Genomic DNA, 25,236 nt, shown 5'->3' on the forward strand with positions numbered 1-25,236 from the left:
TCATCACTTTTAGTGGATAATCGCCTTCATTTACCTGCCTTGAAATCACTTCGGGGCCGCTCTGAAACGGGCTTTTCACACCTGGAGCACGCGATGATCACGCTGAAGCAAATCGAGGCCATCTACTGGATTGTCGAGCTGGGCAGCTTTGAAGCGGCTGCCGCCAAACTCAACATGTCTCAATCGGCGATCTCCAAACGCGTGCAAGAACTCGAGGATGCCTTTGGCGTAGCCATCTTCGACCGCTCGAAACGCAGCGCCCGCCTGACCCAAAAAGGCCTGGAGCTGCATGGCTGCGCCGTTGAAATGTTGCGCCAGCGGGATAACCTGCTGGAGCGCGTCAGCTCGAAAGAAACGCTGGTCCGACGCTTCAGGCTTGGCGTAACGGAACTCACGGCGCTCACGTGGTTGCCGAACCTGGTCGATCAGATTCACCAGACCTACCCCAAGGTCGATCTGGAACCCTCGATCGAGTTGAGCACCGACCTGTTGCGCCGGCTCGAGGCTGACGAGCTTGACCTGATCATCGTGCCTGACATCTTCCGCGATGCCCGCTTCATCAGTACCCCGCTCGCGTCTGTCGAGAACGCGTGGATGTGCTCACCCTCGCTGTACCCGAGTGACGCCCCCATGGACTTGCAATCGCTGTCGTCGTTTACGGTACTCACCCAGGGAGGCAGCTCAGGCACCGGGAAAACCTACGAACGCTGGCTGGCGGAACATGACGTGCGGCTGACCAAGACACTCACCAGCAACTACCTGGTCGCACAAGTCGGGTTGGCGATTTCGGGTGTCGGGCTCAGCTACCTGCCCAGGCAATGCATGAGCTCGATGATCGAGCAGGGCCGATTGAAGGTCATACAAACCGACTTGCCACTGCCACCGATCAGCTATGTCTGCGTGCACCGGGCTGACCGCTACCAAGGGCTCAGCAATGAAGTGGCGCGGTTGGCGCAACAGGCCTGCGACTTCACCCGGCTTATCATCACCTGAGGCGATGTTTTTTAATCAAAAAATATCGCTAAAAGTAACGGCAGTTCTCTCCTACCATCGACCCATACCCCACTGGGTCAAGCCATTTCCAGGAGATTGTCATGCTGTTACCCGGGTCTCGTATCCTGCCGTCGCCAACACTCGCCCCTGCGCATGTGATCGAATCGTTCCGCTCGGTCGTCACGCCGCACATCAGCGACAACCTGGGTCGACACATTGGCGCGCGAGGGCTTACCCGCTACAACACCTCGGGCAAGTTGGTCGGCACTGCGCTGACCGTCAAAACCCGTCCCGGCGACAACCTGTTCATCTACAAGGCGCTGACGCTGCTCGAACCCGGTCACGTACTGGTCATCGATGCCCAGGGTGACACCAACAATGCGGTCATCGGCGAGTTGATCAAGCTCTACGCAGAGCAGCGTGGCTGCGTCGGTTTCATCGTCGACGGGGCGATTCGCGACGTTGAAAGCTTCAAGACCAGCCCATGCTATGCACGGGCTGTCGTGCACTGCGGCCCTTACAAGAGCGGGCCGGGCGAAATCAACGTGCCGGTTTCGATTGGTGGCATGCTCGTCTCACCCGGTGACATCATCGTCGCTGACGAAGACGGCATCGTCGCCTTCCCTCAGAACGTGGCTGAACTCGTGCTAGGCAAAGCGCGCGAACACGAGGCTCACGAAGAGGCCGTCAAGGCAGAGATTGCCACGGGTGCATTGGACCAGTCTTGGCTCGATAAGGTGCTGGATAAAGCAGGCTTGTCGAACTGAGGTGAACTGATCGCCAGGGGCTGCTGCGCAGCCCATCGCAGCGGCCCCTTTGGCCCTAACAGTCCTACCCCAACAACTGGCTCAACACCGCCCGCAACTTCCCCGGTTTGACGGGCTTGTTCAGCAGCGGCGCGCCAAGTTTCTGCAAGGCGCGCCGGCACTGATCGCTGCGGTCTGCGGTAATGATCACCGCAGGAATGGCGACGGCAAAATGCTCGCGCAAGTGCCTGACCACCTCGCAACCCACAACGCCGTGGTCCAAGTGATAATCCGCCAGGATCAACTCCGGCGCCTGCCCCCGCAAGGCCGCCAGGGCACCGGCCTGATCGGTCGCAGTCACCACCTCACAGCCCCACTGCCCAAGCAGCGCGCCCATGCTTTCGAGGATGCTCACTTCGTTGTCCAACACCAGCAGCCGGCGGCCGGGTAACGGGTTTCCGGCGCTGGCTTGCGGCATAGCCGGGTGAGCAGGCAGCGGCACTTCTGTGCCGATCGGTACCTCAATGCTGAACATCGAGCCACGCCCCGGCCACGACCGTACCTGGACGCGGTAACCGAGAATCTTGGCGATCCGCTCGACGATAGCCAACCCCAGGCCCACGCCTTTGCGATCGGCAGCACGGCCGACGTCCAGTTGGTTGAACTCAAGGAAAACAGCTTCCAACCGATCTTCGGCAATGCCCCGCCCGGTGTCCCAGACCTCCAGGCGCAAGTGGCTGCCGCGACGCCTGGCCCCGAGCAAGATCTTGCCTTCGTCGGTGTAGCGGCAGGCGTTGCTGAGAAAGTTGCGCAAAATCCGTGTCATCAGCCGCAGGTCGGTGTTGATGGCATAGTCGCCAATGTGCGCCCGCAGCTTCAGCCCTTCAGCGTCCGCCACCGAACTGAACTCCGAGACCAGCGGGCCAAACAGTTCGTCGAGGCGGTACAAGGCCACGTCGGGCTTGACCGCCGCCTGATCGAGCCGGGAGATGTCCAACAGGTCGGTCAGCAGGTCTTCGGCGCCCTCCAGTGCCTGGTGGGTGCGCTCCACCAGCACCTGCTCCGCCTCCGGCAACTGCCGTTCGCGCAGGGTCGAGATCAGCAGGCGGGCGGCATTGAGCGGTTGCAGCAGGTCATGGCTGGCAGCAGCCAGGTATTTGTCCTTGCTGCGGTTGGCGGTTTCGGCGGCGTCGCGGGCATCGCGCAGGGCGCGGGCAATCGCTTTACGCTCGGTGATCTGCTGCTGCAGATTGCGGTTGGCCTCGAGCAGTTCATCGGTCCGCGCGGCGACCCGTCGTTCGAGTTCGTCATTGAGTTGCTGCAGGTGCTGCTGGGCCTGCTTACGTTCGGTAATGTCGGCGACAAAGCCTTCGACCAGCCCTTCGTGGCCAGGCTTTAGTAGCAGGTTCATCAGCACATCGAGGTGGCTGCCGTCGCGGCGCCGCAAGCGGGTTTCGTAGCCGTGCAGGCTGTGTTCGCGGGCGAGCGTCGCGGTGATCGCATGCAGCTCTTCGGCGCCGCCAACAAACAGGTTGGCGGCCAGGTCCGTCAGGGAAAACAGCACCGCCTGCGGGCTGTCGTAGCCAAGCATGCGCGCCAGCGCGGGGTTGGCGGCACGCATGCCTTCTTGCAGGCTGGCCTGGAAAATGCCGTGGACGGCATTTTCGAACAGCCATTTGTAGCGGTTGCGTTCGGCCTCCAGCTCGTCCAGGCGGGCTGCCAGCTCCGGGTAATGGCTCTTGCGTGCCGAGTGGTCGCCCAGCCCCAGCAGCCCGGCGAGCGCCCGCTGCTGCTCGTCAGAGGGCCTCGCCATAAACGACCTCGACATCACGCTGGCTCGACTCGCGGGGGTTGGTGAGGATGCACGGGTCATCCATCGCATGTTGCGACAGGAACGGGATGTCGGACGTACGCACCCCATGCAGGCCCAAGGTTTCGTGGAAGCCGATCGCGTGCTTCAGGGCAATCAGGTGCTCCACCAGGCGCCCGCAGATCTGCCGGTGGTTAAGCCCGCGGCAGTCGATGCCGAACACCTCGGCAATCACCTTGAAACGCTCGGGTGCCGAGCTGTAGTTGAACGCCACCACGTGCTCCACCAACACTGCGTTGCACAAGCCGTGGGGCAGGTCGAGGAAGCCGCCCAGGCTGTGGGACATGGCGTGGACCGCACCCAGAATGGCATTGGAAAACGCCAGCCCGGCCTGCATGCTGCCCAGCATGATCTTCTCGCGCAGGGCGATATCGGTCGGGTTGGCGATCATCTGCACCAGGTTGCCATTGATCAAGCGCATGGCTTCCAGCGCATGCGGGTCGGTCAACGGCCCGTGGCCGGTAGACACAAACGCCTCGATGGCATGCACCAGCGCATCGATGCCGGTGCAGGCAGACAGGAACGGGTCCATGCTCAGGGTGGTTTGCGGGTCAATCAGCGAGACGTCGGGCACCACCGCCTTGCTGACGATGGAGAACTTCATTCGCTCCTGCTGGTTGGAAATGATCACGAACTGCGACACGTCGGCCGAGGTGCCGGCCGTGGTGGGGATGAGGATCAGCGGCGGGCTGGGCACGCGGATCATGTCCACCCCTTCGAACTCGAGAATACTGCGCCCGTGGGCGACCACGATGCCGATCGCCTTGCCGCAATCCATCGGGCTGCCGCCGCCGACGGCGACGATCACGTCACAGTGGTTTTCCCGGTAGATCTCGGCGCCGAGCATGACCTCTTCGACCCGCGGGTTGGGCGACACGGCCGTGTACAGGCAGTAGTCGATGCCTTGGGCCTGCAGGCTGGCCTCGACATCCGCCACCCAACCCGCAGCAATTACGCCGGGGTCGCTGACCACCAGCACCTTGCGCGCACCGAAGGTCTTGGCGTAATTGGCGACGTTGTGCCGGCAGCCGGCACCAAAGATGATTTCAGGCGAAACGAACTTGCGAAGCGGGCTGAAACTCTGGCTCATTGGAAAGCCTGTTCTTATTGTTCTGGAAGGTAAACGCCAGCGTAAAGCATCCCGCAGCGAAAGCAACCAGACCAAAGCGGGGGCCCGGCTTAGCCACGAAAAATCAGCCGCGACGCCTGCTCGTTGCGCAGGGTCAGCTGCGCCATGCCCTGCCCTGCGGTCTGCGCTTGCTCCCGGGCCTTGAGGACCACCCCATGGTGCGGCGACTTGCTGCATACCGGGTCTGCGTTGGCGGCATCGCCGGTAAGCATGTACGCCTGGCAGCGGCAGCCGCCCAAGTCCTGGTGCTTTTCATCGCACGAGCGACAGGGCTCCTTCATCCAGTCATTGCCACGGTAGCGGTTGAAGCCAAAAGAATCGTTCCAGATGTGCTCGATGCTGTGCTCGCGCACGTTGGGGAAGGCCACCGGCAACTGGCGGGCGCTGTGGCACGGCAGCGCAGTGCCGTCTGGGGTGATATCGAGAAACAGGTTGGCCCAGCCGTTCATGCAGGCCTTGGGGCGTTCTTCGTAGTAGTCCGGCGTGACGAAAATCAGCTTGCACGGATGCCCCTCCGCCTCCAGCCGCTGGCGATACGCTTGGGTAATGGCTTCGGCCCGCTGCAATTGCTCGCGGGTCGGCAGCAGGCCGGCACGGTTGAGCTCGGCCCAACCGTAGAACTGGCAGGTCGCCAGTTCCACGAAGTCCGCCTGCAACGCCAGGCACAGCTCGATGATGTCGGCAATCTGGTCGATATTGTGCCGATGGGTCACGAAGTTCAGCACCATCGGGTAACCCTGGGCCTTGACTGCCTTGGCCATCGCCAGCTTCTGGGCGAACGCTTTGCGCGAGCCGGCCAGCATGTTGTTGACCGCCTCATCTGCGGCCTGGAAGCTGATCTGGATATGGTCGAGCCCGGCGACCTTGAAGTCGCGGACTTTCTGTTCGGTCAGGCCAATACCCGAGGTAATCAGGTTGGTATAGTAGCCCATGTCCCGCGCGGCCTTGATCAGCTGCGCCAAGTCCTGACGCACCAGCGGTTCGCCGCCGGAAAAGCCCAGCTGCGCGGCGCCCATCGCCCGCGCTTCACGGAACACGCGGATCCACTCGTCAGTGGTCAGCTCCTGGCCATGTTGGGCAAAGTCCAACGGGTTGGAACAATACGGGCATTGCAACGGGCAGCGGTACGTCAGCTCCGCCAGCAGCCACAGCGGCGGCCCCGGGCGCGTGTCATTCGATCCAGTGCTTGCCACGGGCCACCTCCAGAAACGCCAGCACATCCTCGTCCAGCCCCTGTACATCGGGGAAGCGCTGCGCCAAGCCGTCAATGATCGCCGCTACGCACCGCTGGCCGTCCAGCATCTCCAGCACCCAACCGGCGCTGGCATTGAGCTTGATCATGCCCTCGGGGTACAGCAGCACATGGCAATCCTGGCGCGGCTCCCATTGCAGGCGGTAGCCGCGGCGCAAACCCAGCACCTGTTCGCCGTCGATCAGTTTCACAGGGCGATCCCCCGATGCCAGACGTTTTCCTGGGTCACGCTGTGATAAGGCGGCCGCTCCAGCTCATACGCCATGCTCATGGCATCGAGCATGCTCCAGAGCACGTCGAGCTTGAACTGCAGAATCTCCAGCATCCGCTGCTGGCCGGCACGCGTGACGTAATGCGCCAAGGTGATGCGCAAGCCATGTTCCACGTCGCGCCGCGCCTGGCCCAGGCGTGTGCGGAAGTAGTCGTAGCCGGCGGCATCGATCCAGGGGTAGTGCTGGGGCCAGCTGTCCAGGCGCGACTGGTGGATCTGCGGCGCGAACAGTTCGGTCAGCGAACTGCTGGCGGCCTCCTGCCAGCCTGCGCGGCGGGCGAAATTGACGTAGGCGTCCACGGCAAAACGCACCCCAGGCAGGACCATCTCCTGGGAGAGGATGCGCTCACGCGTCAGCCCGACCGCCTCCCCCAGGCGCAACCAGGCTTCGATACCCCCTGCGCTGCCCGGCGCGCCATCGTGGTCGAGCACCCGTTGCAACCATTGCCGGCGCACTTCACGGTCTGGGCAGTTGGCGAGGATTGCCGCGTCCTTGAGCGGGATGTTGACCTGGTAGTAGAAGCGGTTGGCAACCCAGCCCTGAATCTGCTCTCGGGTCGCACGCCCGGCATACATCGCCTGATGGAAGGGATGGTGGATATGGTAATAGGCGCCCTTGGCACGCAAGGCCGCTTCGAATTCAGGGGGTGTCATGGGGGTGTCGGTCATTGCGGTTCTCCAGGGCGCGCGGTGCCAGCCCTTACAGCGTGATAGACAAGCCGTCGTACGCCACTTCAATCCCCCGTCGATCCAGCAAGGCCCGTTCGGCCGAGTCTTCATCGAGGATCGGGTTGGTGTTGTTGATGTGGATGAGGATCTTGCGCTGGCGGCTGAAGCCCTCCAGCACGTCGAGCATGCCGCCCGGGCCACTCTGCGCCAGGTGGCCCATTTCACTGCCCAGGCTTTGGCCGACTTCGCACACACGCATCTCGTCGTCGCGCCACAGCGTGCCGTCCAGCAGCAGGCAGTCGGCATGGCGCATCCAGCTCGCCACTTCGGCATCGACCTGCCCCAGGCCCGGCGCATAGAAAACCGAGGCACCACTGCGCCGGTCCTCGATGAGCAGGCCGATGGTGTCGCCCGGTTGCGGATTGCCGCGGTTGGGCGAATACGGCGGCGCGTTGCTCAGCAACGGGATCGCGCGAAATTGCAGGTTTGGGCAGGCAGCGATGCGAAACGGTTCGCGGTCCAGGCCGATGCATTGCCACTGCAAGCCACCGTTCCAGTGCTTGAGCAGGGTAAACAGCGGGAAACCGCTACTCAGGTCTTCATGCACCCGCTCGGTGCACCACACCGTGTGCGGGCACCCTTCGCGCAGGCTGAGCAGGCCCGTGCAATGGTCGATTTGGCTGTCCAGCAGCAATACCGCGCCAATTGCCGTGTCGCGCAGGCGGCGCGCCGGTTGCAAAGCGGGGAAGCTTTCGAGCTGGGCGCGGATGTCGGGTGAAGCGTTGCACAGGATCCACTGCTCGCCATCGTCGCTCACCGCGATCGAAGACTGCGTGCGCCGCTGCGCCCTCAGGCTGCCATTACGCACACCGGTGCATTGGCGACAGTTGCAGTTCCACTGCGGAAAACCACCGCCAGCGGCGGAGCCGAGAACACGAATGTGCATGGACAACGATCCCCATAGAAGGAACGGCCATCGCAGCGATGGCCGCAAAGCCATCAACGATTGGCGAAATACATCGTCACTTCGAAGCCAATGCGCAGGTCGGTAAAGGCGGGTTTAGTCCACATGGGGCAGTCCTCTTCTTGTGCCGGGCAATTCCGGTAGAGGCATTAATGCACGGGGGGCGGCGGGGCCGAATGCTACTTTGGAACGAACTTGCGGGGTGCGTTGGTAGGGGGTGACGCGGGCTTTTACCCACACGGGTGACGCACGCGGGGAGGCGCCCACCCAGAGCCCTCCCCACGTGCGTCGTTGCATCCAGGCCTGGCGGCACCCTACCGCCGGGCCTGTGTGCCCTTAGAAGAAGCCCAGCGGATTGATGTCATAGCTCACCAGCAGGTTCTTGGTCTGCTGGTAATGGTCGAGCATCATCTTGTGGGTCTCGCGGCCCACGCCGGATTTCTTGTAACCGCCAAACGCCGCATGCGCCGGGTACAGGTGGTAGCAGTTGGTCCACACGCGACCGGCCTTGATCGCCCGGCCCATGCGGTAGGCGCGGTTGATGTCACGGGTCCACAGGCCTGCGCCCAGGCCGAACTCGCTGTCGTTAGCGATGGCCAGGGCTTCAGCTTCGTCCTTGAAGGTGGTTACGCCCACCACCGGGCCGAAGATCTCTTCCTGGAACACGCGCATCTTGTTGTGGCCCTTGAGCAGGGTCGGCTGAATGTAGTACCCGGTCGACAGGTCACCGTCGAGCCGCTCGGCAGCGCCGCCGGTGAGCAACTGCGCGCCCTCCTCCTTGGCAATCTCCAGGTAGGAGAGAATCTTGTCGTATTGCTGCTCGGAGGCCTGGGCACCCACCATGGTGTCGGTGTCCAGCGGGTTGCCACGGGTGATCTTGGCGATTTTCTTCATCACCTCGGCCATGAACGGCTCGTAGATCGATTCCTGGATCAGCGCCCGCGACGGGCAGGTGCACACCTCACCCTGGTTGAAGAACGCCAGCACCAGGCCTTCGGCGGCCTTTTCGATGAACGCAGGCTCGGCCTGCATGATGTCCTCGAAGAAGATGTTCGGCGATTTGCCGCCCAGCTCGACGGTAGAAGGGATGATGTTCTCGGCCGCGCATTTCATGATGTGCGAGCCCACCGGGGTGGAGCCGGTAAAGGCGATCTTGGCGATGCGCTTGCTGGTGGCCAGGGCCTCACCGGCTTCACGGCCAAAGCCCTGGACAATGTTCAACACACCGGCTGGCAGCAGGTCGGCGATCAGCTCGGCGAAAATCGTGATCGACAACGGCGTCTGTTCAGCGGGTTTGAGCACCACGCAGTTACCGGCGGCCAGGGCCGGGGCGAGCTTCCAGGCGGCCATCAGCAGCGGGAAGTTCCATGGGATGATCTGCCCGACCACACCCAGGGGTTCGTGGAAATGATAGGCCGTGGTCAGCGCGTTGATCTCTGCCGCCCCACCTTCCTGGGCACGGATGCAGCCGGCAAAGTAACGGAAGTGGTCCGCCGCCAGCGGCACGTCGGCATTGAGGGTTTCGCGCACGGCCTTGCCGTTGTCCCAGCTTTCGCTAACAGCCAGTACTTCCAGGTTTTGCTCGATGCGGTCGGCGATCTTCAGCAGCACCAGGGCGCGGTCCTGCACCGAGGTTTTGCCCCAGGCGTCGGCAGCGGCATGCGCGGCATCCAGCGCGTGGTCGATGTCCGCGGCGGTGGAGCGCGGGAATTCGGCAATCGGCTGGCCATTGACCGGCGAGCTGTTGGTGAAGTACTGGCCACCGGACGGCGGCACGAACTCGCCGCCGATGAAATTGCCGTAGCGGGGTTTGAACGACACGATGGCGCCTGGGGTTCCGGGTTGTGCGTAGATCATGCTGAGCCTCTGCGGGTCGATGCCTGTCCAACGACAGGCGATGGACCGATGGTAAAAAGCCCCGCGTGCCAGACGTATGCATCGTTGGCAGCGGAGCTCTCGTCCTTTGGTAGTAGGGCCGCAAGCGGCCCGGTGTCAGCTTTGCGGCTTGGCGCTGGGTGCTGGTGCCTCGGCACTGGCCGCTTGCTGCAGCTGTTTAGGCAACTTGAAGGTCCAGAGCATGCCGCCCTGGTTGAAGTCCTTCACCCGCTTGGCCACTTCGCCGCCCCACAGCGGCACCGCGCCGCCCCAGCCGGACAGCACCGAGACGTACTGCTCGCCGTCCATTTCCCAGGTCACCGGCGAGCCAAGTACGCCGGAGCCGGTCTGGAACTCCCAGACTTTATCGCCGGTCTTGGCGTTGAACGCCTGCAGGAAGCCTTCCGGCGTGCCGGTGAACACCAGGTTGCCTTTGGTGGTCAGCACCCCGCCCCACAACGGCGCGAAGTTCTTGTGGCGCCAGACTTCCTTGCCGCTGACCGGGTCGATGGCGCGCAGCACGCCGATGTAGTCTTCGTTGAGCGGTTTGATGGTGAAACCGGCCCCGAGGAACGCCGCGCCCTTCTTGTAGGCAATCCCTTCGTTCCAGATGTCCATGCCCCATTCGTTGGACGGCACGTAGAACAGCCCAGTGTCCCTGTTGTAGGCCATGGGCATCCAGTTCTTGGCGCCGAGGAAGGCCGGTGCGACGAACACGGAACTGCCCTTGGCCTCAGTGCCCGGAGCCCCTGGCCGGCTGGCCTCGTTGTAGATCGGGCGGCCGTTCTTGTCCAGGCCGGTCGCCCAGGTGATCTTGTCGACGAAGGGGAAGCCGCGGATGAATTTGCCGTTGGTGCGGTCCAGCACGTAGAAGAAGCCGTTGCGGTCAGCGGTTGCGGCGGCCTTGACCTCCTTGCCGCCGTCCTTGTAATTGAACGAGATCAGCTCGTTGACGCCGTCGAAATCCCAGCCGTCATGGGGCGTGCTCTGGAAGTGCCATTTGATGGTGCCGTCGTCCGGGTTCAAGGCCAGGCGCGACGAGGAATACAGGTTGTCGCCTGGGCGCAGGTGGGAGTTCCACGGCGCCGGGTTGCCGGTGCCGAACAGCAACAGGTTGGTTTCAGGGTCGTAGTAACCGCCCAGCCACGGCGCTGCGCCACCGGTCTTCCACAGGTCGCCGGGCCAGGTCTTGCCCGCCTCGCCGCCCGAGATACCGTTCTCGATGGCCTTGCCGTCTTTGTAGACGTAGCCCATGTGCCCTTCCACGGTCGGCCGCATCCACAGCAACTCGCCGTTTTCCGGGTTGTACGCCTGGATCTTGCCCACCACGCCGAACTCGCCACCGGCCACACCGGTGATCAGCTTGCCGTTGACGATCATCGGCGCGGCGCTGATGGAATAGCCTTCTTTGTGGTCGGCGACCTTCTTGCTCCAGACCACCTTGCCGGTGTCTTTGTTCAGGGCCACCAGCTTGGCATCCAGGGTGCCGAAGAACACCAGGTCGCCGTACAGCGCCACGCCGCGGTTGATCACGTCACAGCAAGGGCGGATGTCATCTGGCAGGCGCGCATCGTATTGCCAGAGCTTTTTGCCGGTACGGGCGTCGACGGCGAACACCCGCGAGTAGGAGCCGGTCATGTACATCACGCCGTCCTTGATCAGCGGCTGGGCCTGCTGGCCGCGCTGCTTCTCACCGCCGAAGGAAAAGGCCCAGACTGGCCGCAGTTCCTTGACGTTGCCGACATTGAGCAGGTCCAGCGGGCTGTAGCGCTGGCCCTGGACCCCCAGGCCATTGGTCACGATCTGCTGCGGGTTTTTCGGGTCCTGGAGGATTTCTTCATCGCTGACAGCGGCCTGTGCCGCGCCGGACAGCAGCATGGCGCTGAGCACCAGGCTCACGGCGAACAAGGGACGACGTGGGGATCGGGTCATGACGGCTACCTTTGGTTTTTTTGTTGTGCCCGGGAAATTTTCCCGGTGTGCCGAGAATTCTTGTGCCCGACCTGCTTGCCAACAATTGCCCGCAATGTGGAGTTTTCTAGTTCCTTGGTACATGAGGTGAGGTTTTGGGGAGGCGTAGACCGAGCGCCGCCCGCGCGGCGCTTCGCAGCACAAGGCTGCTCCTACATCTGTTTCGGGCCAATTATTCCTGAGGCATGGGCGCGCGGCCCCTTACCGTCCACCTCAATATCGAGTTGGACCAACAAGGCGGTCGCGCGCCAACATCACAGGCCTCACTGGCCCGAAACAGATGTAGGAGCAGCCTTGTGCTGCGAAGCGCCGCGCGGGCGGCGCGCGATGTCCCAGGCGCTGAAAATCCAAAGGCAAACGCTACAAACCCGCGCCCCCCTCATCGATACGCTGCAACCGCAAACGCTCATACCGCGGGTACAGGTGACTGACGCTGCGAATCAACTCATAACGGGTCAGGCTGATACCGGCAAACCGCTCAGGGATCGGGCTGCGGATCATCTCGACCATGTCATCCCCACGCGCTGCGCCCTCGCGCATCAAGCCATCCAGCCAGCCCAGGTAATCACGCATCTGCGCAAAAGGCTTAGCATCGCTGGCCACCGGCCCATGCCCCGGCACGAGCTGCTTCCAGGGCAAGGCCTGCAAGGTGTCCAGGTCCTTGAGCCAAACGTCCAGCCCTGGGCTGTTGGGGGTGGTCAGGGCGCGCTCGTAAAACACCAAATCGCCGGCAAACAGCACGCCAGTCTTCTCATCGAGAATCGCCAGGTCCGCACCGGTATGCCCGCCCAGCGCCAACAGCCGCAACCGGTGCCCACCCACCTCATGCACACCCGGTTCCAGCACCCGTGTCGGCAGCACCACCTCAGTGCCGCGCATCCAGTCACCGACCAGGCGGTACATGTTCTCGGCCATCGCCTCGCCCTGCTGGTGCAACAGGTCGCCTGTGCCAGCCAGGGCACCAATAGGCACGTCGGTAAAGGCCTGGTTGCCCAGCACATGGTCGGGGTGATGGTGGGTCAGCAGCACTTCGACCACCGACTTGTCGGTGGTGGCGGCAATGGCTTGGCGCAGGGCCTCGCCGTAACGCTTGGACGGCCCGCTGTCGATCACCACCACGCCGCTGTCGGTGACGATGAACGCGGTATTGACGATATTGCCGCCATTGGCCTTGGCGAAATTGTCGGTGCTGCCCTCCAGCAGCCAAGTGCCTTCCGCGATTTGCCGGGGCGTGAGTCGATAGTCCAAGTCAGCCCAGGCCGGTAGGCCCAGGCACAGCAACAACAGCAGCATCCAACGCATGACAGGCGCCTCTGGTCAGGGGGGTGAAGGCAAGCAACGCGCTCACGGCACCGCCGCTTCGAACTGGTTACCGCTGTTGTCCCGCAACAGCAGCCGGGTAAGCCCGGGGCCCTGGATATCGAACCCCAGGTTGGGGTTCTCGCTGACTGCCGGATACAGCGCGAGGCTGGCCAGGCGCTGGCCATCGGCGCCTTGCAACTCGGCATGTTCGAGGAAGAACTCAGGGATGCCGCTGACCAGGCCGTTGTCCATCGGGTGAGACACCTGCAGGCGCAAGCGGCTGCCATCACCGCGCGGGTAGCGCCCGCCCAGCACCTCACCGACATGCTCCTCCCAGCCAGGCTGGGTGCGCACCACGCTGGGCGCGGTACAACCACCGCCAGCCGCATCGATCAGGGTCGAGCCGACATGCCACAGGCCGTCACGCGTCAGCACCGCAGCGCGCAGCGGCGTGGCCTGTTCGATGCGGATGCGGATCGACAGCCACGGCAGCACACGCTCGCCAGGCTCGAAGTCGACGATACGCGGCAGGGGGTTGAGTTCGGCCCAGGCAAGAATCCGTACCACGTCGCCCGCGAATGCGCGGGCGTCGATCTCCAGCGGCACTTGCCGGGCGTCCTCGGCAAAGGGCGGCGCCAACAGCTTCACCCGCTCATCGAAAACGAACGGCGCCTGCCCCAGCAGTTGCTTGTGGTAGAAATCCCACATCACCGAGGGTACCGGGTCGGTCTTGCTGATAGGCTCACCGGCCTGGGCAGCCCAAGGCATCCAGCAGGCCAGCAGTAACGTCGCTCGCCAGTTCATTGGTACATCTCCGGAACCTCGTAGCGCAGGCCGTAGGTGGCGTACAGCGCCTTCAGCCGGCCATCGCGGATCATCGCCTCGAGGGCTTCCTCCACCGCATAGGCCAACTGCCGGTTGCTTTCATGCACGGCCATGCCGATGTCCCATGCCTGCTTGCCCAGGTTGGGGTAGGCGTTTTCCGCCAGGGCCAGTTGCGGGTCGGCGGCCTGATGCAACTGCCAGTCAACCTCGCCGCGCATCGCCATCACCGCGTCCACCTGGCCGGCCTGTAGCGCGCCGAACGCCTGTTGCACGCTGGGGTAATGGTGGGTGTTGGCGCTGAGCATGCCGTTGAACACCGAGGTCAGGTAGAACGACGGCACACTGTCCACCTCGACCCCGATGGGGTGCTGCTGGAACACCGCGACACTGGCCACCGAGGGCAGGCGGCGGCGGTCATAGGCCACCTGCCAGCGCTCCTCCTGATAGGGGCCGAACATCACCACCTGGGCGTTTTCCAGCTCGCCCAGCTCGTTGCGCTTTTGCGCGTAGGCGTGGTCGTAGGGCACCCGCATCATCAGGTCGGCCAACTGCTGGTGGCGCAGCGGGCTGCCGCGCCAGATGTAGTCGCGCAGGTCATCGTCGAGCTTTTCCCCTGGCGGCGCCCAGATCAATTGCAGGTGCACCCCCAAGGCCGTGGCCAGCGCTTGCGCAAGCTCCACATCGACGCCACGCGGCTGGCCGTGGTCCTCGAAGCTGTAGGGCGCGAAATCCTTGTACACCGCCACCTTCAATTCACCGGCAGCAATGATCGCGTCGTAGTTGCGCACCTGTGCCTGCACTGCCGCACAGCACAGCAGCAAGCCACTCAACAGCACAGCCGACAGACGCATGGCGATCACTCCTCGACGTGCACGCTGTCCAGATAGGTGCGTACCGCCCACAGGGCTTCCTGGCTCAGGTAATCGGCCATCTTCGGCATGTACACCCGCCCGTCACGCACCGCGCCGTGGCGCACCCGCTCGACGAACCACTCATCCCCGGCCTCGCCCACATCGAGCAGGCGCAAATCCGGGGCGATACCGCCAGACTTGGCTTCCAGGCCATGGCAAGCAGCGCAATTCTGGTTGTAGGCCGAGGCGCCGATTTCTACGGCTTTGTCGTGCTCGGGGGAGGTACGGTACGGGTTGACCGCGGCCCAGCCGTCGCCGTCCAGGCTTACCCCGGCGTCTTTGATCGGGGTCAGGCCCTGGGTTTCCACCGCCTGGGGCACCACATTGCCATGAGCCCACACCGTGCCCGTCAGCAAAGCACCGGCCAGCAGGCCTGTAGCGAGCAAGACGTTGCGTTTTTTTGTCATTGTTATGCCCTCAAGAATGCACGCAAGGCCTCAACCACAGAGGCCGTGCCGCCATCTTAGAAACAGCCCGCGCGCGGCCGTATGCTGCTTTGGTGGCCGGGCCTTACTCCCTTGGTAGTAGGGCTTGTGGCGAAGGGCCAAATGAGGTGCCGCCCGGGAACTATTCCCGGCAAGGGCGGGACTTTTTCCGTATCCCCAGCCGCCGTCCCGCCGCCACCCTGTGCAGGCCAAAACCTCCACAGGGAACTGCAACCATGACAATAAGATCGCTACCCGCCCTTTCCCCTCTGGCCCTCAGCGTGCGGGCCTTGCTGCTGGCCGGTAGCCTGGCCCTCTGCACGGCGGCCACCGCGGCCACCGCCCCCGCGGCACCTGCCAGCAAGAACGTGACCTGGGAAGACATCGCCAACGACCACCTGACCACCCAGGACGTGCTGCAGTACGGCATGGGCACCAATGCCCAGCGCTGGAGCCCGCTGGCCCAGGTCAACGACCAGAACGTGTTCAAGCTGACCCCGGCCTGGTCCTATTCCTTCGGCGACGAAAAACAGCGCGGCCAGGAATCCCAGGCCATCGTCAGCGACGGCGTGGTCTACGTCACCGGCTCCTACTCGCGGGTATTCGCCCTCGATGCCAAGACCGGCAAACGCCTGTGGACCTACAACCACCGCCTGCCAGACAACATTCGCCCGTGCTGCGACGTGGTCAACCGCGGGGCGGCCATCTTCGGCGACAAGATCTATTTCGGCACCCTCGACGCCCGCCTCATCGCCCTCGACAAGCGCACCGGCAAGGTGGTGTGGAACAAGAAGTTCGGCGACCACAGCGCCGGCTACACCATGACCGGCGCCCCGGTGCTGATCAAAGACAAGACCAGCGGCAAGGTGTTGCTGATCCACGGCAGCTCTGGCGATGAGTTCGGTGTGGTCGGCCAGTTGTTCGCCCGCGACCCGGACACCGGCGAAGAAGTGTGGATGCGGCCCTTCGTCGAAGGCCACATGGGCCGCTTGAATGGCAAGGACAGCACCCCGACCGGCGACGTCAAGGCGCCGTCCTGGCCAGACGACCCGACCACCGAGACCGGCAAGGTCGAGGCCTGGAGCCACGGCGGCGGCGCCCCCTGGCAGAGCGCGAGCTTCGACCCCGAGAGCAACACCATCATCGTCGGTGCCGGCAACCCTGGCCCTTGGAACACCTGGGCGCGCACGTCCAAGGACGGCAACCCCCACGACTACGACAGCCTCTACACCTCGGGCCAGGTCGGCGTCGACCCAAGCACCGGCGAGGTGAAGTGGTTCTACCAGCACACGCCGAACGATGCCTGGGACTTCTCCGGCAACAACGAGCTGGTGCTGTTCGATTACAAGGACAAGGACGGCAAGGTGGTCAAGGCCACCGGCCACGCCGACCGCAACGGCTTCTTCTACGTGGTAGACCGCAACAACGGCAAATTGCAGAACGCCTTCCCCTTCGTCGACAACATCACCTGGGCCAGCCATATCGACCTCAAGACCGGTCGCCCGGTGGAAAACCCCGGCCAGCGGCCAGCCAAGCCGCTGCCCGGTGAAACCAAAGGCAAGCCGGTGGAAGTTTCGCCGCCGTTCCTGGGGGGCAAGAACTGGAACCCCATGGCCTACAGCCAGGACACCGGCCTGTTCTACATCCCCGGCAATCAGTGGAAGGAGGAGTACTGGACCGAAGAAGTGAACTACAAGAAGGGCTCGGCCTACCTGGGCATGGGCTTTCGCATCAAGCGTATGTATGACGACCACGTCGGCACCTTGCGCGCCATGGACCCGGCCACCGGCAAGCTGGTCTGGGAGCACAAAGAGCACCTGCCACTGTGGGCCGGCGTTCTGGCGACCAAGGGCAACCTGGTGTTCACCGGTACTGGCGACGGCTTCTTCAAGGCCTTCGACGCCAAGACGGGCAAGGAGCTGTGGAAGTTCCAGACCGGCAGCGGCATCGTCTCGCCACCCATCACCTGGGAACAGGACGGCGAGCAGTACATCGGCGTGACCGTGGGCTATGGCGGCGCGGTGCCGCTGTGGGGCGGCGACATGGCCGAACTGACCAAGCCGGTGGCCCAGGGCGGCTCGTTCTGGGTGTTCAAGATCCCAAGCTGGGACAACAAGACCGCGCAGCGGTGATCGCCTGCGGGGAGCGCCCAGCGCCCTCCCCGCACCCGCCCTCCTTTCACCGAGAGTCTTCGCTCATGAATTACCTGCCCTTTGCCCTGCTGTTGCTCCTTGCCCCTGCCCTGGCCGTGAGTGCCGACGACGACGGCAACGATGCGCCCTTGACCGTCAACGGCTGCGTGATCGCCGAAGGCAGCCAGTGCCCTGGCGCCAATTTGCGTGGCGCCAACCTGGCCAACCAGGACTTGCGCAAGATGAACCTGGCCGGCGCTGACCTGCGCGATGCCGACCTGCGCCATGCCCGCCTGGACCTGGCCAACCTGGAAAAGGCCCGCTTGCAGGGCGCCAACCTGACCCGCGCCAGCCTGCAGCAGAGCAACCTGCGGTTGGCAGACCTGAGCCATAGCACGTTGATTGCCATTCAAGGCTGGGGGCTGTTTGCCCAGGGTGCGCAGTTCGAAAAGGCCGACCTCAGTGCGGCGTACCTGCAGTTCGCCAGGCTTTCCGGGGCGAAAATGCACCAGGCCAACCTGCGGGCGGCGGACCTGGAGATGGCCTGGCTGAGCAAAACCGACCTGCAAGGGGCCAACCTTGGCGATGCCAACCTGCAGGAAGCCAAGTTTGGCCAGAGCAACCTGGCGCAAGCCGATCTGCGCGGCGCGCGGCAGCATTATGGGAATTTTCAGGATGCGAATATGGAAGGGTGTGTGGGCTGTCCGGGGAGTTGGGATGATTGAGCAGGGTGTTCGCCGTGAGGGGTTTGGCGCCTGTGAGATCGTGCGCCGCGCGGGCGGCGCTCGATCTCCCAGGCGCCAAAAATTCCAAACCGAACCCCAAGGCCACAAAATCTCCCACAAAACCTCACCCCGCCACCCGCACCACCCCCAAATCGATCCCCAGGTGCACCAGCTCCGCATGGGAACTCACCTGCAACTTGCTCTTGAGCAAAGTCAGGTGGTTGGAAACGGTCTTGGCACTGATGCACAGCTGTTCGGCAATCACCCGCACCGGGGTGCCCTTGGCCAGCATCACGAAAATCTCCAACTCGCGCTGGGTCATGCGCTGCAAGCGCGGGTCGCTGGCGTTCTGTTGCGGTGTGCAGGCCAGTTGTGTGGCTAAAGGCTGCTCGATATAGGCATGCCCGGCCAACACCCGGTGCACCGCCTCGATCAACACCTGGGGCGCCGAATTCTTGGTCAGGTAGCCCGAAGCCCCCGCCTCCAGGGCTTGGCGCACCAGGGGCAGCTCATCATGCATGCTGAAAAACAGCACGCGCAGTTGCGGCAGGCGCTGGCGCAGCCGGCGGGTGGTCTCCAGGCCGCTGATGCCGGGCAGGCCGAAGTCCATGATCACCAGGTTTGGCACTTGCTCCTGAACCCGCACCAGCGCCTCTTCGCCGCTGGCGGCCTCGCGCACTTCCATCGCCGGCAGCACCGCCCGCAACAGGCTGGCATAACCCTGGCGCACCACGGCGTGGTCATCCACCAATACGATATTCATCAGGCCTCCATGGGAATGTTCAGGGCCAACGCCCAGCCGGCACCCGGCCGACTGAAGATGCGTAATTCGCCCCCCAGGCTGCGCGCGCGCTCGGCCATCGAATGCAGGCCTACGCCGGGCCGCTGGGGCTGGCTCGCGCCGCAGCCGTTGTCACGCACCAACAGGCGCAAGCCCTTGGCACTGCGTTGCAGGCGCACCCGCACCTGGCTGGCGCCGGCATGCCGGGCAACGTTGGTCAACGCCTCCTGCAGCAGGCGATACAAATGCGTTCTGCTGGGGCCAGGCAGCACCGGCAGGCGCTCACCGACCCGCAAACGGCAATCGATGCCCTGGCTGGCCTGCCATTGACTCACCAGCACACCAAAGGCTTCGGCCAGTGGCACGTGTTGCAACGCCACCGGATACAAGTCGTGTACCAACGCACGAAAGCCTTGCTGCAGGCGTTCGCAATTAAGCTCCAGGGCTTGCGCGGTCTGCTCCACCACCGTCGGCTGGCCTGCCACCAGGCGCAGCAGGCAGACCTGGGCGCGGATACCCGCCAAGTACTGCCCGAGGTCATCGTGCAGGGCCTGCGCCAGGTGGGTGCGTTCCTGTTCCTGTACCGCCAGCAGGGTTTGGGTCAGTTGGGCATTGTCAGCCCGGGTCTGCTCCAGGGCCGCGGTCATGCGGTTGAAATGCGCCGCCAGCTGGCGTGCCTCCGGCAGGCCGGCCTCGCGCAGGCGGGTGGTCAGCTGCCCACCCGAGACCTGGCGCAACGCCCGCAGCAGTTCATCCAGCAGGCCCAGGCCACGCCGCACCGCCCAGCGAATGGTCAACAGGCTCACGAGCAAGGCCAGGCCACATAAGCCCAGCAACTGCTGCAGGGAATCCCGGACTTCGTCGATTTCATCCCGCGCGTCCACGGCGATCAGAACCCGGCGCCCGTCGCTCAAGTCCAGCATGCGGGTGCTGTGGCGGCGATCACCGAACAGCTGGCGCCCCAGCCAGGCATCCAGGCCGGCCTCCAGCGGCATCTGCGTGGTTTCGTCCGCCGCCAGCCAGTGCACCCGCACGTGGCGCAGGCTCTGGGTCAGCCGCGGTTGCAGGCTCGCCGGGTCGCGCTCGGCCGTGTCGGCGAGGTACGCCACCACAGCTTCGGCAGACTGCAATTCGCGCTCGACATCGGCCACCGCCTGGTGCAGCAGCAACCCGCCACAGGCCACGGTGACCAAGGCGAAAAAGAACGTGACCCACAGGTTGATCCGCCACTGGGCCGACAGGTTGATGAGGCGCATTGGGCAGTTTCCTCCGGTTGAACGCGGCCAGGGCTGCGACCCATCGTAAAACTGAGGCCTTAGCGGTGATTTACTACCTTGGTACTGGCCGAGCGCTACTTTCTGCATATTTCCCCCTCCCGGCCGGCTTCCTATGCTGGCGCCATCTGCCGTGGAGTGCGTTTATGCGCCAGCCTGCCCCTCTTGCCCTGACCTGCCTGCTGGCGCTGGCCACCGCGCTGTGTTCGGCCTTCGCATCGGCCGCCCCGCCAGAGCAGCAATTACAGGTGCGCATCGGCTACCTGGGCTATCGCCCCGACCCGGGCCCGCTGCTGTCCAACATCATACCCGAGCCCGCCGACGCGGGGCTGCAGGGCGCCGAGCTGGCGGTTGTCGACAGCAACAGCACGGGGCGTTTTCTCAAGCAGGCGTTCACCCTTGTCAGCACCCAACTAGACAGCCCCGAGGCCCTGCTGCAAGCCGCCAAGGCCCAGCATGACCAAGGCCTGCGGCTGTTCGTGGTGAACGCGCCGGCCGCCAGCCTGCGCGCACTGTCTGCCGCCCTGCCCGACAGCCTGCTGTTCAACGCCGGCAGCCCCGACGACAGCCTGCGCAGCAGCCAGTGCCTGGGCAATGTGCTGCATAGCCTGCCCAGCCGCGCCATGCTGGCCGATGCCCTGGCGCAGTTTCTGGTACTGCGCAAATGGCAGCGGGCGTTGCTCGTCGTCGGCCAGACCGAGGACGACCAGGCCTACGCCGCGGCCCTGCGCCGGGCGGTGAAGCGCTTCGGCGTGCAGCTGGTGGCGGAGAAAACCTGGCGCTTCGACAACGACCAGCGCCGCAGCGCCCAAGCCGACATGCCCCTGTTCACCCAGACCGCCGAGTACGACGTGGTGCTGGTGGCCGACGAGCGCGGTGACTTCGGCGAATACCTGCCCTACCAGACCTGGTACCCACGCCCCGTGGCCGGCACCCAGGGCCTGACCCCCACCGGCTGGCACAAGACCGTGGAAACCTTTGGCGCGGCGCAGTTGCAAAAACGCTTCGAAGCCCAGGCCGGACGCTGGATGAACGACCGCGACTTCGCCGCCTGGATGGCCGTGCGCAGCATCGCCAGCGCCGTCAGCAAACTGCGCCAGGCCGAGCCACGCGCCCTGCAGCAACTGCTGCTCAGCGACCAGCTGCCGCTGGATGGCTTCAAGGGCCGCAAACTCAGCTACCGCCCATGGAACGGCGAATTGCGCCAACCCATCCCGCTGGTTCAGCCACGCGCGCTGGTCAGCACTTCGCCCCAGGAGGGCTTCCTGCACCCCTTCAACGAAATGGACAGCCTGGGCTTCGACAAGCCCGAAGTGACCTGCGGCTACCCCTGAAACCGATAATCACAAAAAAAGGATTCCGCCATGCGTCACCCCCTTTGCTACCGGCCTGTGCTTCTCCCCACCCTGCTGGTCGGCGCGCTGGCGCTTGCCACCGGGCACGCCAGCGCCGCCACCGCCTGGGTCTCGAACGAGAAGGACAACAGCCTCAGCCTGATCGACCTGCAAAGCCTGGAAGTTACCGAGACCCTGCCCGTGGGCCAGCGCCCACGTGGCCTGCTGCTGTCCCACGACAACAAGCGGCTGTACATCTGCGCCAGCGATTCGGACCGGGTGCAGGTGATGGACGTGGCCACCCGCAAGATCATCAAGGAACTGCCCTCCGGCAAGGACCCCGAGCAGTTCGCCCTGCACCCCAATGACCGCTGGCTGTATGTGTCCAACGAAGACGACGCACTGGTAACGGTGATCGACACCGAAACCGACAAAGTGCTCGGGCAGATCAACGTCGGCATCGAGCCCGAGGGCATGGCGGTAAGTCCCGATGGCAAATGGGCCGTCAATACCAGCGAAACCACCAACATGCTGCACTGGATCGACACCAGCACCCAAACCCTGGCCGACAGCACCCTGGTGGATCAACGGCCGCGCTTCGTCGAATTCAACCAGGATGGCTCGCGGCTCTGGGCCTCGGCGGAAATCGGCGGCACGGTGACCATTCTCGACGTGGCCACGCGCCAGGTGCTGAAAACCCTGAACTTCCAGATCAAGGGCGTGCACCCGGACAAAGTCCAGCCGGTGGGCATCAAGCTCAGCGCCGATGGCCAGTACGCGTTCGTCGCCCTGGGCCCAGCCAACCATGTGGCGGTGATCGATGCCAAGACCTACGAGGTGCTGGACTACCTGCTGGTTGGGCGGCGGGTCTGGCAGCTGGCGTTCACCCCAGACCAAAGCCAATTGCTGGCCACCAACGGGGTCAGCGGCGACGTCTCGGTGATCGATACGAAAACCCTCAAGGTGCTCAAGTCGGTAAAGGTCGGGCGCTACCCCTGGGGCGTGGTGGTCACGCCATGAATACCCTCGACGTCAGTGACGTGAGTTTCGCCTACGGCCAGCGCGAGGCGCTCAAGCACGTGGGGTTCAGCGTGGCGCCCGGGCGTTTTGCTGCGTTGCTGGGCCCCAATGGCGCGGGCAAGTCGACCTTGATCGCACTGCTCACCCGGCTTTACGACGTGCAACAGGGCGACATCCGCGTCTGCGGCTGCTCGTTGCGCAACGCGGCGCGCCCGGCCTTACGCCAGCTGGGCGTGGTGTTTCAGCAAAGCACCCTGGACCTGGACCTGAGCGTCGAACAGAACCTGCGCTACCACGCCTCGTTGCATGGCCTGTCGCGGCGCCAGGGCAACCTGCGGGTGGAGGCCGAACTGGAACGCCAGGGCCTCGACGAGCGCCGGCGCGAGCCCGTTCGTGCGCTGAACATCGGGCACCGGCGCCGGGTGGAAATTGCCCGCGCCCTGCTCCACCAACCGCGCTTGCTGTTGCTCGACGAAGCCAGCGTCGGCCTCGACCCGGCCAGCCGCCTGGCGCTCAACCAGCACCTTCGGCACCTGTGCCGCGAGCAGGGGCTGAGTGTGCTCTGGACCACCCACCTGCTGGATGAGGTGCAGCCCAGTGATGACCTGCTGATCCTGCACCAGGGGCGCCTGGTCGCCAGTGGTACCGCCGATGCCCTGACCCAAGCGCACGGCGGCGACCTCGACAACGCCTTCGCGCGCCTGACCCGCGCGCCCGGCGCCACCCCAGGAGTGAAGGCCTGATGAACGCCTACTGGCAATGTTTCAACGGCATCCTGCTGCGCGAATGCCTGCGTTTCGTGTTGCAGCGCACGCGGTTTCTCAGCGCCCTGGTGCGCCCTCTGCTGTGGTTGCTGGTGTTTGCCGCCGGGTTTCGTGCGGCCCTGGGCATAGCGATCATCGAGCCCTACGACACCTACATCCCCTACGAGGTGTACATCATCCCCGGCCTTGCCTGCATGATTCTGCTGTTCAACGGCATGCAGGGCTCGCTGTCGATGGTCTATGACCGCGAGATGGGCAGTATGCGCGTGCTGCTGACCAGCCCCTTGCCGCGGGCGTTTCTGCTCGGCAGCAAGCTGCTGGCGACCTCGTTGATTTCCCTGCTACAGGTTTATGCGTTTCTCGCCATCGCCTGGCTGTATGGCGTGCAGCCCCCGGCTGCGGGGTTGTTGCTGGCGCTACCGGCCTTGTTGCTGGTGGCCCTGATGCTCAGCGCCCTGGGGCTGTTGCTGTCGAATGCGATTCGCCAGTTGGAGAACTTTGCCGGGGTGATGAATTTCGTGATCTTCCCGTTGTTTTTCCTGTCCTCGGCGCTGTACCCGCTGTGGAAGATGCGCGAGGCCAGCCAGTGGCTGTATTGGCTGTGCGCCCTGAACCCCTTCACCCACGCCGTGGAACTGGTGCGTTTCGCGCTGTACGAACGCTTCAATCTACTGGCGCTGGCGGTCTGCCTGGGCCTGACCGTGCTGTTCACCCTGCTCGCGATACTGACCTTCAACCCCCAGCACGCAGCGCTGCGCAAGCCGCGCTGACCCCTCATGCCTTGCGAAAACCCCTGTAGGAGCAGCCTTGTGCTGCGAAGAGGCCAGTGACAACACAATGAATCTTCGCTGCTGTTGCCGACCTCTTCGCAGCACAAGGCTGCTCCTACCGGTCCGTGCTGAGCGAAGGAATAACTGAGCACACGCAAGGGCTTTGCAATGATTATGGGGTGACGCTGAGCCAATCGTCATGTGCAATCTCTGTAGGAGCAGCCTTGTGCTGCGAAGAGGCCAGTGACAACACAGAGAATCTTCGCTGCTGTTGCCGGCCTCTTCGCAGCACAAGGCTGCTCCTACCGGTCGTGCTGAGCGAAGGAATAACTGAGCGCACGCAAGGGCTTTGCAATGATTATGGGGTGACGCTGAGCCAATCGTCATGTGCAATCTCTGTAGGAGCAGCCTTGTGCTGCGAAGAGGCCAGTGACAACACAATGAATCTTCGCTGCTGTTGCCGACCTCTTCGCAGCACAAGGCTGCTCCTACAGTGGCGTGCGTCAGCAGCGGGTTAGGCCCTACTACTTTAGTACTGGCTTTACTGTCTATCGTCGCATTCACAAAGCACCGCCGCTGGCATGTAATGGGCCTATAACAAAAAGGATAAACCCCATGCCTCGTGCCCTGCCCAGGCTGCCACGTGCTTTGCTGGCAGCCCTTTCACTGAATCTGCTGCTGGGCGTCGCCCAAGCCGACACCACGCCGCTGTTTTCTGCCGAGGGGTATCGCACCACCCTCTACCGCAGTCCGACACCGCACCAGGTCGAGGGCGCCCAGGTCATCGACACCGCCACCTTGCAAAGCCTGCTGGGCCAGAACCCCAAGCCGGTGCTGGTCGATGTGTACCGCCGGCAATGGCTGCAAGGCCGCTTCATCGAAGACGAACCCCACGCCAACCTCCCCGGCAGCCACTGGTTGGCCAACACCGGCGACGGCGAGCTGAGCCCGGCCTGGCAAGACTATTTCGTGCGCCACCTGCAAAAAGCCACCGCCGGCCGACCGGAGCAACCGCTGGTCTTTTACTGCCGCTCCGATTGCTGGTTAAGCTGGAACGCGGTAAAACGCGCAGCATCTTTGGGCTATAAGACGCTGTATTGGTACCGCGACGGCCTCGACGCCTGGGAAGCCGCCAACCTGCCACTGCAGCCAGCCCAGCCAGAGCCCTTCCCCTGAACTCACCACCGGTAAACGCGTGCGCGCCCCATCCAATAAAAACGAGGTGAAAAGGCC

Annotated in this window: 24 protein-coding genes; 9 read left to right on the top strand and 15 right to left on the bottom strand. The window is 63.9% G+C overall.

Going from position 1 to position 25,236, the window contains the following annotated elements; all coding sequences use genetic code 11:
* The first annotated feature begins 93 nt into the window (after positions 1-93).
* Together LOY53_RS14660 and LOY53_RS14665 are read left to right on the top strand one after the other, a co-directional pair.
* A complete protein-coding gene (locus LOY53_RS14660) occupies positions 94-993 on the top strand; it encodes a LysR family transcriptional regulator (RefSeq protein ID WP_252824530.1) in 900 nt (299 codons plus the stop codon).
* Positions 994-1,094: 101 nt separating this feature from the next.
* The gene (locus tag LOY53_RS14665) at positions 1,095-1,760 is read left to right on the top strand and encodes an RraA family protein (protein WP_252824531.1); all 666 of its coding nucleotides are present in this window, start codon (positions 1,095-1,097) and stop codon (positions 1,758-1,760) included.
* 64 nt (positions 1,761-1,824) lie between these two features.
* On the opposite strand, the gene LOY53_RS14670 is transcribed toward LOY53_RS14665, so the two are convergent.
* The 13 genes from LOY53_RS14670 to pedF form a co-directional block, all read right to left on the bottom strand.
* Positions 1,825-3,552: a NahK/ErcS family hybrid sensor histidine kinase/response regulator gene (locus LOY53_RS14670; RefSeq protein WP_099453861.1), complete on the bottom strand. Its 1,728-nt coding sequence runs from the start codon at positions 3,550-3,552 to the stop codon at positions 1,825-1,827.
* Complete coding sequence (gene ercA / locus LOY53_RS14675; RefSeq protein ID WP_252824533.1) at positions 3,536-4,699, bottom strand: alcohol dehydrogenase-like regulatory protein ErcA; 1,164 nt, start codon at positions 4,697-4,699, stop codon at positions 3,536-3,538. Before ercA ends, LOY53_RS14670 begins: the two co-directional genes overlap by 17 nt.
* Positions 4,700-4,788: 89 nt before the next feature.
* Positions 4,789-5,931 carry a pyrroloquinoline quinone biosynthesis protein PqqE gene (gene pqqE / locus LOY53_RS14680; protein ID WP_252824535.1) on the bottom strand — a complete coding sequence of 381 codons (1,143 nt, stop codon included), beginning with the start codon at positions 5,929-5,931 and terminating at the stop codon, positions 4,789-4,791.
* On the bottom strand, positions 5,909-6,181 hold the full coding sequence (pqqD, locus tag LOY53_RS14685) for a pyrroloquinoline quinone biosynthesis peptide chaperone PqqD (protein WP_252824536.1): 273 nt from the start codon (positions 6,179-6,181) through the stop codon (positions 5,909-5,911). Before pqqD ends, pqqE begins: the two co-directional genes overlap by 23 nt.
* The gene (pqqC, locus tag LOY53_RS14690; RefSeq protein ID WP_252824538.1) at positions 6,178-6,930 is read right to left on the bottom strand and encodes a pyrroloquinoline-quinone synthase PqqC; all 753 of its coding nucleotides are present in this window, start codon (positions 6,928-6,930) and stop codon (positions 6,178-6,180) included. The genes pqqD and pqqC overlap by 4 nt, the downstream gene beginning before the upstream one ends.
* Before the next feature lie 31 nt (positions 6,931-6,961).
* On the bottom strand, positions 6,962-7,876 hold the full coding sequence (gene pqqB / locus LOY53_RS14695; protein ID WP_252824540.1) for a pyrroloquinoline quinone biosynthesis protein PqqB: 915 nt from the start codon (positions 7,874-7,876) through the stop codon (positions 6,962-6,964).
* A 53-nt stretch (positions 7,877-7,929) separates the two neighbouring features.
* On the bottom strand, positions 7,930-8,001 hold the full coding sequence (pqqA, locus tag LOY53_RS14700) for a pyrroloquinoline quinone precursor peptide PqqA (RefSeq protein WP_003253598.1): 72 nt from the start codon (positions 7,999-8,001) through the stop codon (positions 7,930-7,932).
* Between the two features lie 229 nt (positions 8,002-8,230).
* Positions 8,231-9,751 carry an aldehyde dehydrogenase family protein gene (locus LOY53_RS14705; RefSeq protein WP_252824541.1) on the bottom strand — a complete coding sequence of 507 codons (1,521 nt, stop codon included), beginning with the start codon at positions 9,749-9,751 and terminating at the stop codon, positions 8,231-8,233.
* Between the two features lie 135 nt (positions 9,752-9,886).
* Positions 9,887-11,701: a PQQ-dependent alcohol dehydrogenase PedH gene (gene pedH, locus LOY53_RS14710; RefSeq protein ID WP_252824543.1), complete on the bottom strand. Its 1,815-nt coding sequence runs from the start codon at positions 11,699-11,701 to the stop codon at positions 9,887-9,889.
* Between the two features lie 399 nt (positions 11,702-12,100).
* On the bottom strand, positions 12,101-13,042 hold the full coding sequence (locus tag LOY53_RS14715; protein WP_252824545.1) for a quinoprotein relay system zinc metallohydrolase 1: 942 nt from the start codon (positions 13,040-13,042) through the stop codon (positions 12,101-12,103).
* A gap of 42 nt (positions 13,043-13,084) precedes the next feature.
* Positions 13,085-13,846: a quinoprotein dehydrogenase-associated SoxYZ-like carrier gene (locus tag LOY53_RS14720; protein WP_252824546.1), complete on the bottom strand. Its 762-nt coding sequence runs from the start codon at positions 13,844-13,846 to the stop codon at positions 13,085-13,087.
* A complete protein-coding gene (locus LOY53_RS14725) occupies positions 13,843-14,718 on the bottom strand; it encodes an ABC transporter substrate-binding protein (protein ID WP_027596445.1) in 876 nt (291 codons plus the stop codon). Before LOY53_RS14725 ends, LOY53_RS14720 begins: the two co-directional genes overlap by 4 nt.
* 5 nt (positions 14,719-14,723) lie before the next feature.
* A complete protein-coding gene (pedF, locus tag LOY53_RS14730; protein WP_027596444.1) occupies positions 14,724-15,185 on the bottom strand; it encodes a cytochrome c-550 PedF in 462 nt (153 codons plus the stop codon).
* A gap of 254 nt (positions 15,186-15,439) precedes the next feature.
* Here pedF and exaA point away from each other — a divergent pair, with 254 nt between their 5' ends.
* Both exaA and LOY53_RS14740 read left to right on the top strand, forming a co-directional pair.
* Entirely contained in the window at positions 15,440-17,335 is a 1,896-nt protein-coding gene (gene exaA / locus LOY53_RS14735) for a quinoprotein ethanol dehydrogenase (protein WP_033694345.1), read from the top strand.
* A gap of 65 nt (positions 17,336-17,400) precedes the next feature.
* A complete protein-coding gene (locus LOY53_RS14740) occupies positions 17,401-18,060 on the top strand; it encodes a pentapeptide repeat-containing protein (protein WP_252824548.1) in 660 nt (219 codons plus the stop codon).
* 124 nt (positions 18,061-18,184) lie between these two features.
* Here the strand turns inward: LOY53_RS14740 and LOY53_RS14745 are convergent, their stop codons facing one another.
* On the bottom strand, positions 18,185-18,823 hold the full coding sequence (locus LOY53_RS14745; RefSeq protein WP_027596441.1) for a response regulator transcription factor: 639 nt from the start codon (positions 18,821-18,823) through the stop codon (positions 18,185-18,187).
* Complete coding sequence (locus tag LOY53_RS14750) at positions 18,823-20,097, bottom strand: sensor histidine kinase (protein ID WP_252824549.1); 1,275 nt, start codon at positions 20,095-20,097, stop codon at positions 18,823-18,825. Before LOY53_RS14750 ends, LOY53_RS14745 begins: the two co-directional genes overlap by 1 nt.
* Before the next feature lie 164 nt (positions 20,098-20,261).
* On the opposite strand from LOY53_RS14750, the gene LOY53_RS14755 reads away from it, so the two are divergent.
* From LOY53_RS14755 to LOY53_RS14775, 5 genes are all read left to right on the top strand, one after another.
* Positions 20,262-21,449 (top strand): ABC transporter substrate-binding protein, encoded by a 1,188-nt coding sequence (locus LOY53_RS14755; protein WP_252824551.1) that lies wholly within the window; start codon positions 20,262-20,264, stop codon positions 21,447-21,449.
* 30 nt (positions 21,450-21,479) lie between these two features.
* A complete protein-coding gene (locus LOY53_RS14760) occupies positions 21,480-22,469 on the top strand; it encodes a YVTN family beta-propeller repeat protein (protein WP_252824553.1) in 990 nt (329 codons plus the stop codon).
* Positions 22,466-23,212 carry an ABC transporter ATP-binding protein gene (locus LOY53_RS14765; protein WP_099453847.1) on the top strand — a complete coding sequence of 249 codons (747 nt, stop codon included), beginning with the start codon at positions 22,466-22,468 and terminating at the stop codon, positions 23,210-23,212. Before LOY53_RS14760 ends, LOY53_RS14765 begins: the two co-directional genes overlap by 4 nt.
* The gene (locus LOY53_RS14770; protein ID WP_252824554.1) at positions 23,212-24,003 is read left to right on the top strand and encodes an ABC transporter permease; all 792 of its coding nucleotides are present in this window, start codon (positions 23,212-23,214) and stop codon (positions 24,001-24,003) included. Before LOY53_RS14765 ends, LOY53_RS14770 begins: the two co-directional genes overlap by 1 nt.
* Positions 24,004-24,618: 615 nt before the next feature.
* Entirely contained in the window at positions 24,619-25,179 is a 561-nt protein-coding gene (locus LOY53_RS14775) for a PQQ-dependent catabolism-associated CXXCW motif protein (RefSeq protein ID WP_252824556.1), read from the top strand.
* Positions 25,180-25,236: the final 57 nt, after the last annotated feature.

This window comes from Pseudomonas sp. B21-031 (assembly GCF_024748985.1).
GTDB lineage: Bacteria > Pseudomonadota > Gammaproteobacteria > Pseudomonadales > Pseudomonadaceae > Aquipseudomonas > Aquipseudomonas kermanshahensis.

Excerpts from the sequence above, each read along its gene's own strand:
- LOY53_RS14660 (WP_252824530.1), top strand. The coding sequence starts at position 94 with ATGATCACGCTGAAGCAAATCGAGGCCATCTACTGGATTGTCGAGCTG.
- LOY53_RS14665 (WP_252824531.1), top strand. The coding sequence starts at position 1,095 with ATGCTGTTACCCGGGTCTCGTATCCTGCCGTCGCCAACACTCGCCCCT.
- LOY53_RS14670 (WP_099453861.1), bottom strand. The coding sequence starts at position 3,552 with ATGGCGAGGCCCTCTGACGAGCAGCAGCGGGCGCTCGCCGGGCTGCTG.
- ercA (WP_252824533.1), bottom strand. The coding sequence starts at position 4,699 with ATGAGCCAGAGTTTCAGCCCGCTTCGCAAGTTCGTTTCGCCTGAAATC.
- pqqC (WP_252824538.1), bottom strand. The coding sequence starts at position 6,930 with ATGACCGACACCCCCATGACACCCCCTGAATTCGAAGCGGCCTTGCGT.
- pqqB (WP_252824540.1), bottom strand. The coding sequence starts at position 7,876 with ATGCACATTCGTGTTCTCGGCTCCGCCGCTGGCGGTGGTTTTCCGCAG.
- LOY53_RS14705 (WP_252824541.1), bottom strand. The coding sequence starts at position 9,751 with ATGATCTACGCACAACCCGGAACCCCAGGCGCCATCGTGTCGTTCAAA.
- pedH (WP_252824543.1), bottom strand. The coding sequence starts at position 11,701 with ATGACCCGATCCCCACGTCGTCCCTTGTTCGCCGTGAGCCTGGTGCTC.
- LOY53_RS14715 (WP_252824545.1), bottom strand. The coding sequence starts at position 13,042 with ATGCGTTGGATGCTGCTGTTGTTGCTGTGCCTGGGCCTACCGGCCTGG.
- LOY53_RS14720 (WP_252824546.1), bottom strand. The coding sequence starts at position 13,846 with ATGAACTGGCGAGCGACGTTACTGCTGGCCTGCTGGATGCCTTGGGCT.
- LOY53_RS14725 (WP_027596445.1), bottom strand. The coding sequence starts at position 14,718 with ATGCGTCTGTCGGCTGTGCTGTTGAGTGGCTTGCTGCTGTGCTGTGCG.
- pedF (WP_027596444.1), bottom strand. The coding sequence starts at position 15,185 with ATGACAAAAAAACGCAACGTCTTGCTCGCTACAGGCCTGCTGGCCGGT.
- exaA (WP_033694345.1), top strand. The coding sequence starts at position 15,440 with ATGACAATAAGATCGCTACCCGCCCTTTCCCCTCTGGCCCTCAGCGTG.
- LOY53_RS14740 (WP_252824548.1), top strand. The coding sequence starts at position 17,401 with ATGAATTACCTGCCCTTTGCCCTGCTGTTGCTCCTTGCCCCTGCCCTG.
- LOY53_RS14745 (WP_027596441.1), bottom strand. The coding sequence starts at position 18,823 with ATGAATATCGTATTGGTGGATGACCACGCCGTGGTGCGCCAGGGTTAT.
- LOY53_RS14750 (WP_252824549.1), bottom strand. The coding sequence starts at position 20,097 with ATGCGCCTCATCAACCTGTCGGCCCAGTGGCGGATCAACCTGTGGGTC.
- LOY53_RS14755 (WP_252824551.1), top strand. The coding sequence starts at position 20,262 with ATGCGCCAGCCTGCCCCTCTTGCCCTGACCTGCCTGCTGGCGCTGGCC.
- LOY53_RS14760 (WP_252824553.1), top strand. The coding sequence starts at position 21,480 with ATGCGTCACCCCCTTTGCTACCGGCCTGTGCTTCTCCCCACCCTGCTG.
- LOY53_RS14765 (WP_099453847.1), top strand. The coding sequence starts at position 22,466 with ATGAATACCCTCGACGTCAGTGACGTGAGTTTCGCCTACGGCCAGCGC.
- LOY53_RS14770 (WP_252824554.1), top strand. The coding sequence starts at position 23,212 with ATGAACGCCTACTGGCAATGTTTCAACGGCATCCTGCTGCGCGAATGC.
- LOY53_RS14775 (WP_252824556.1), top strand. The coding sequence starts at position 24,619 with ATGCCTCGTGCCCTGCCCAGGCTGCCACGTGCTTTGCTGGCAGCCCTT.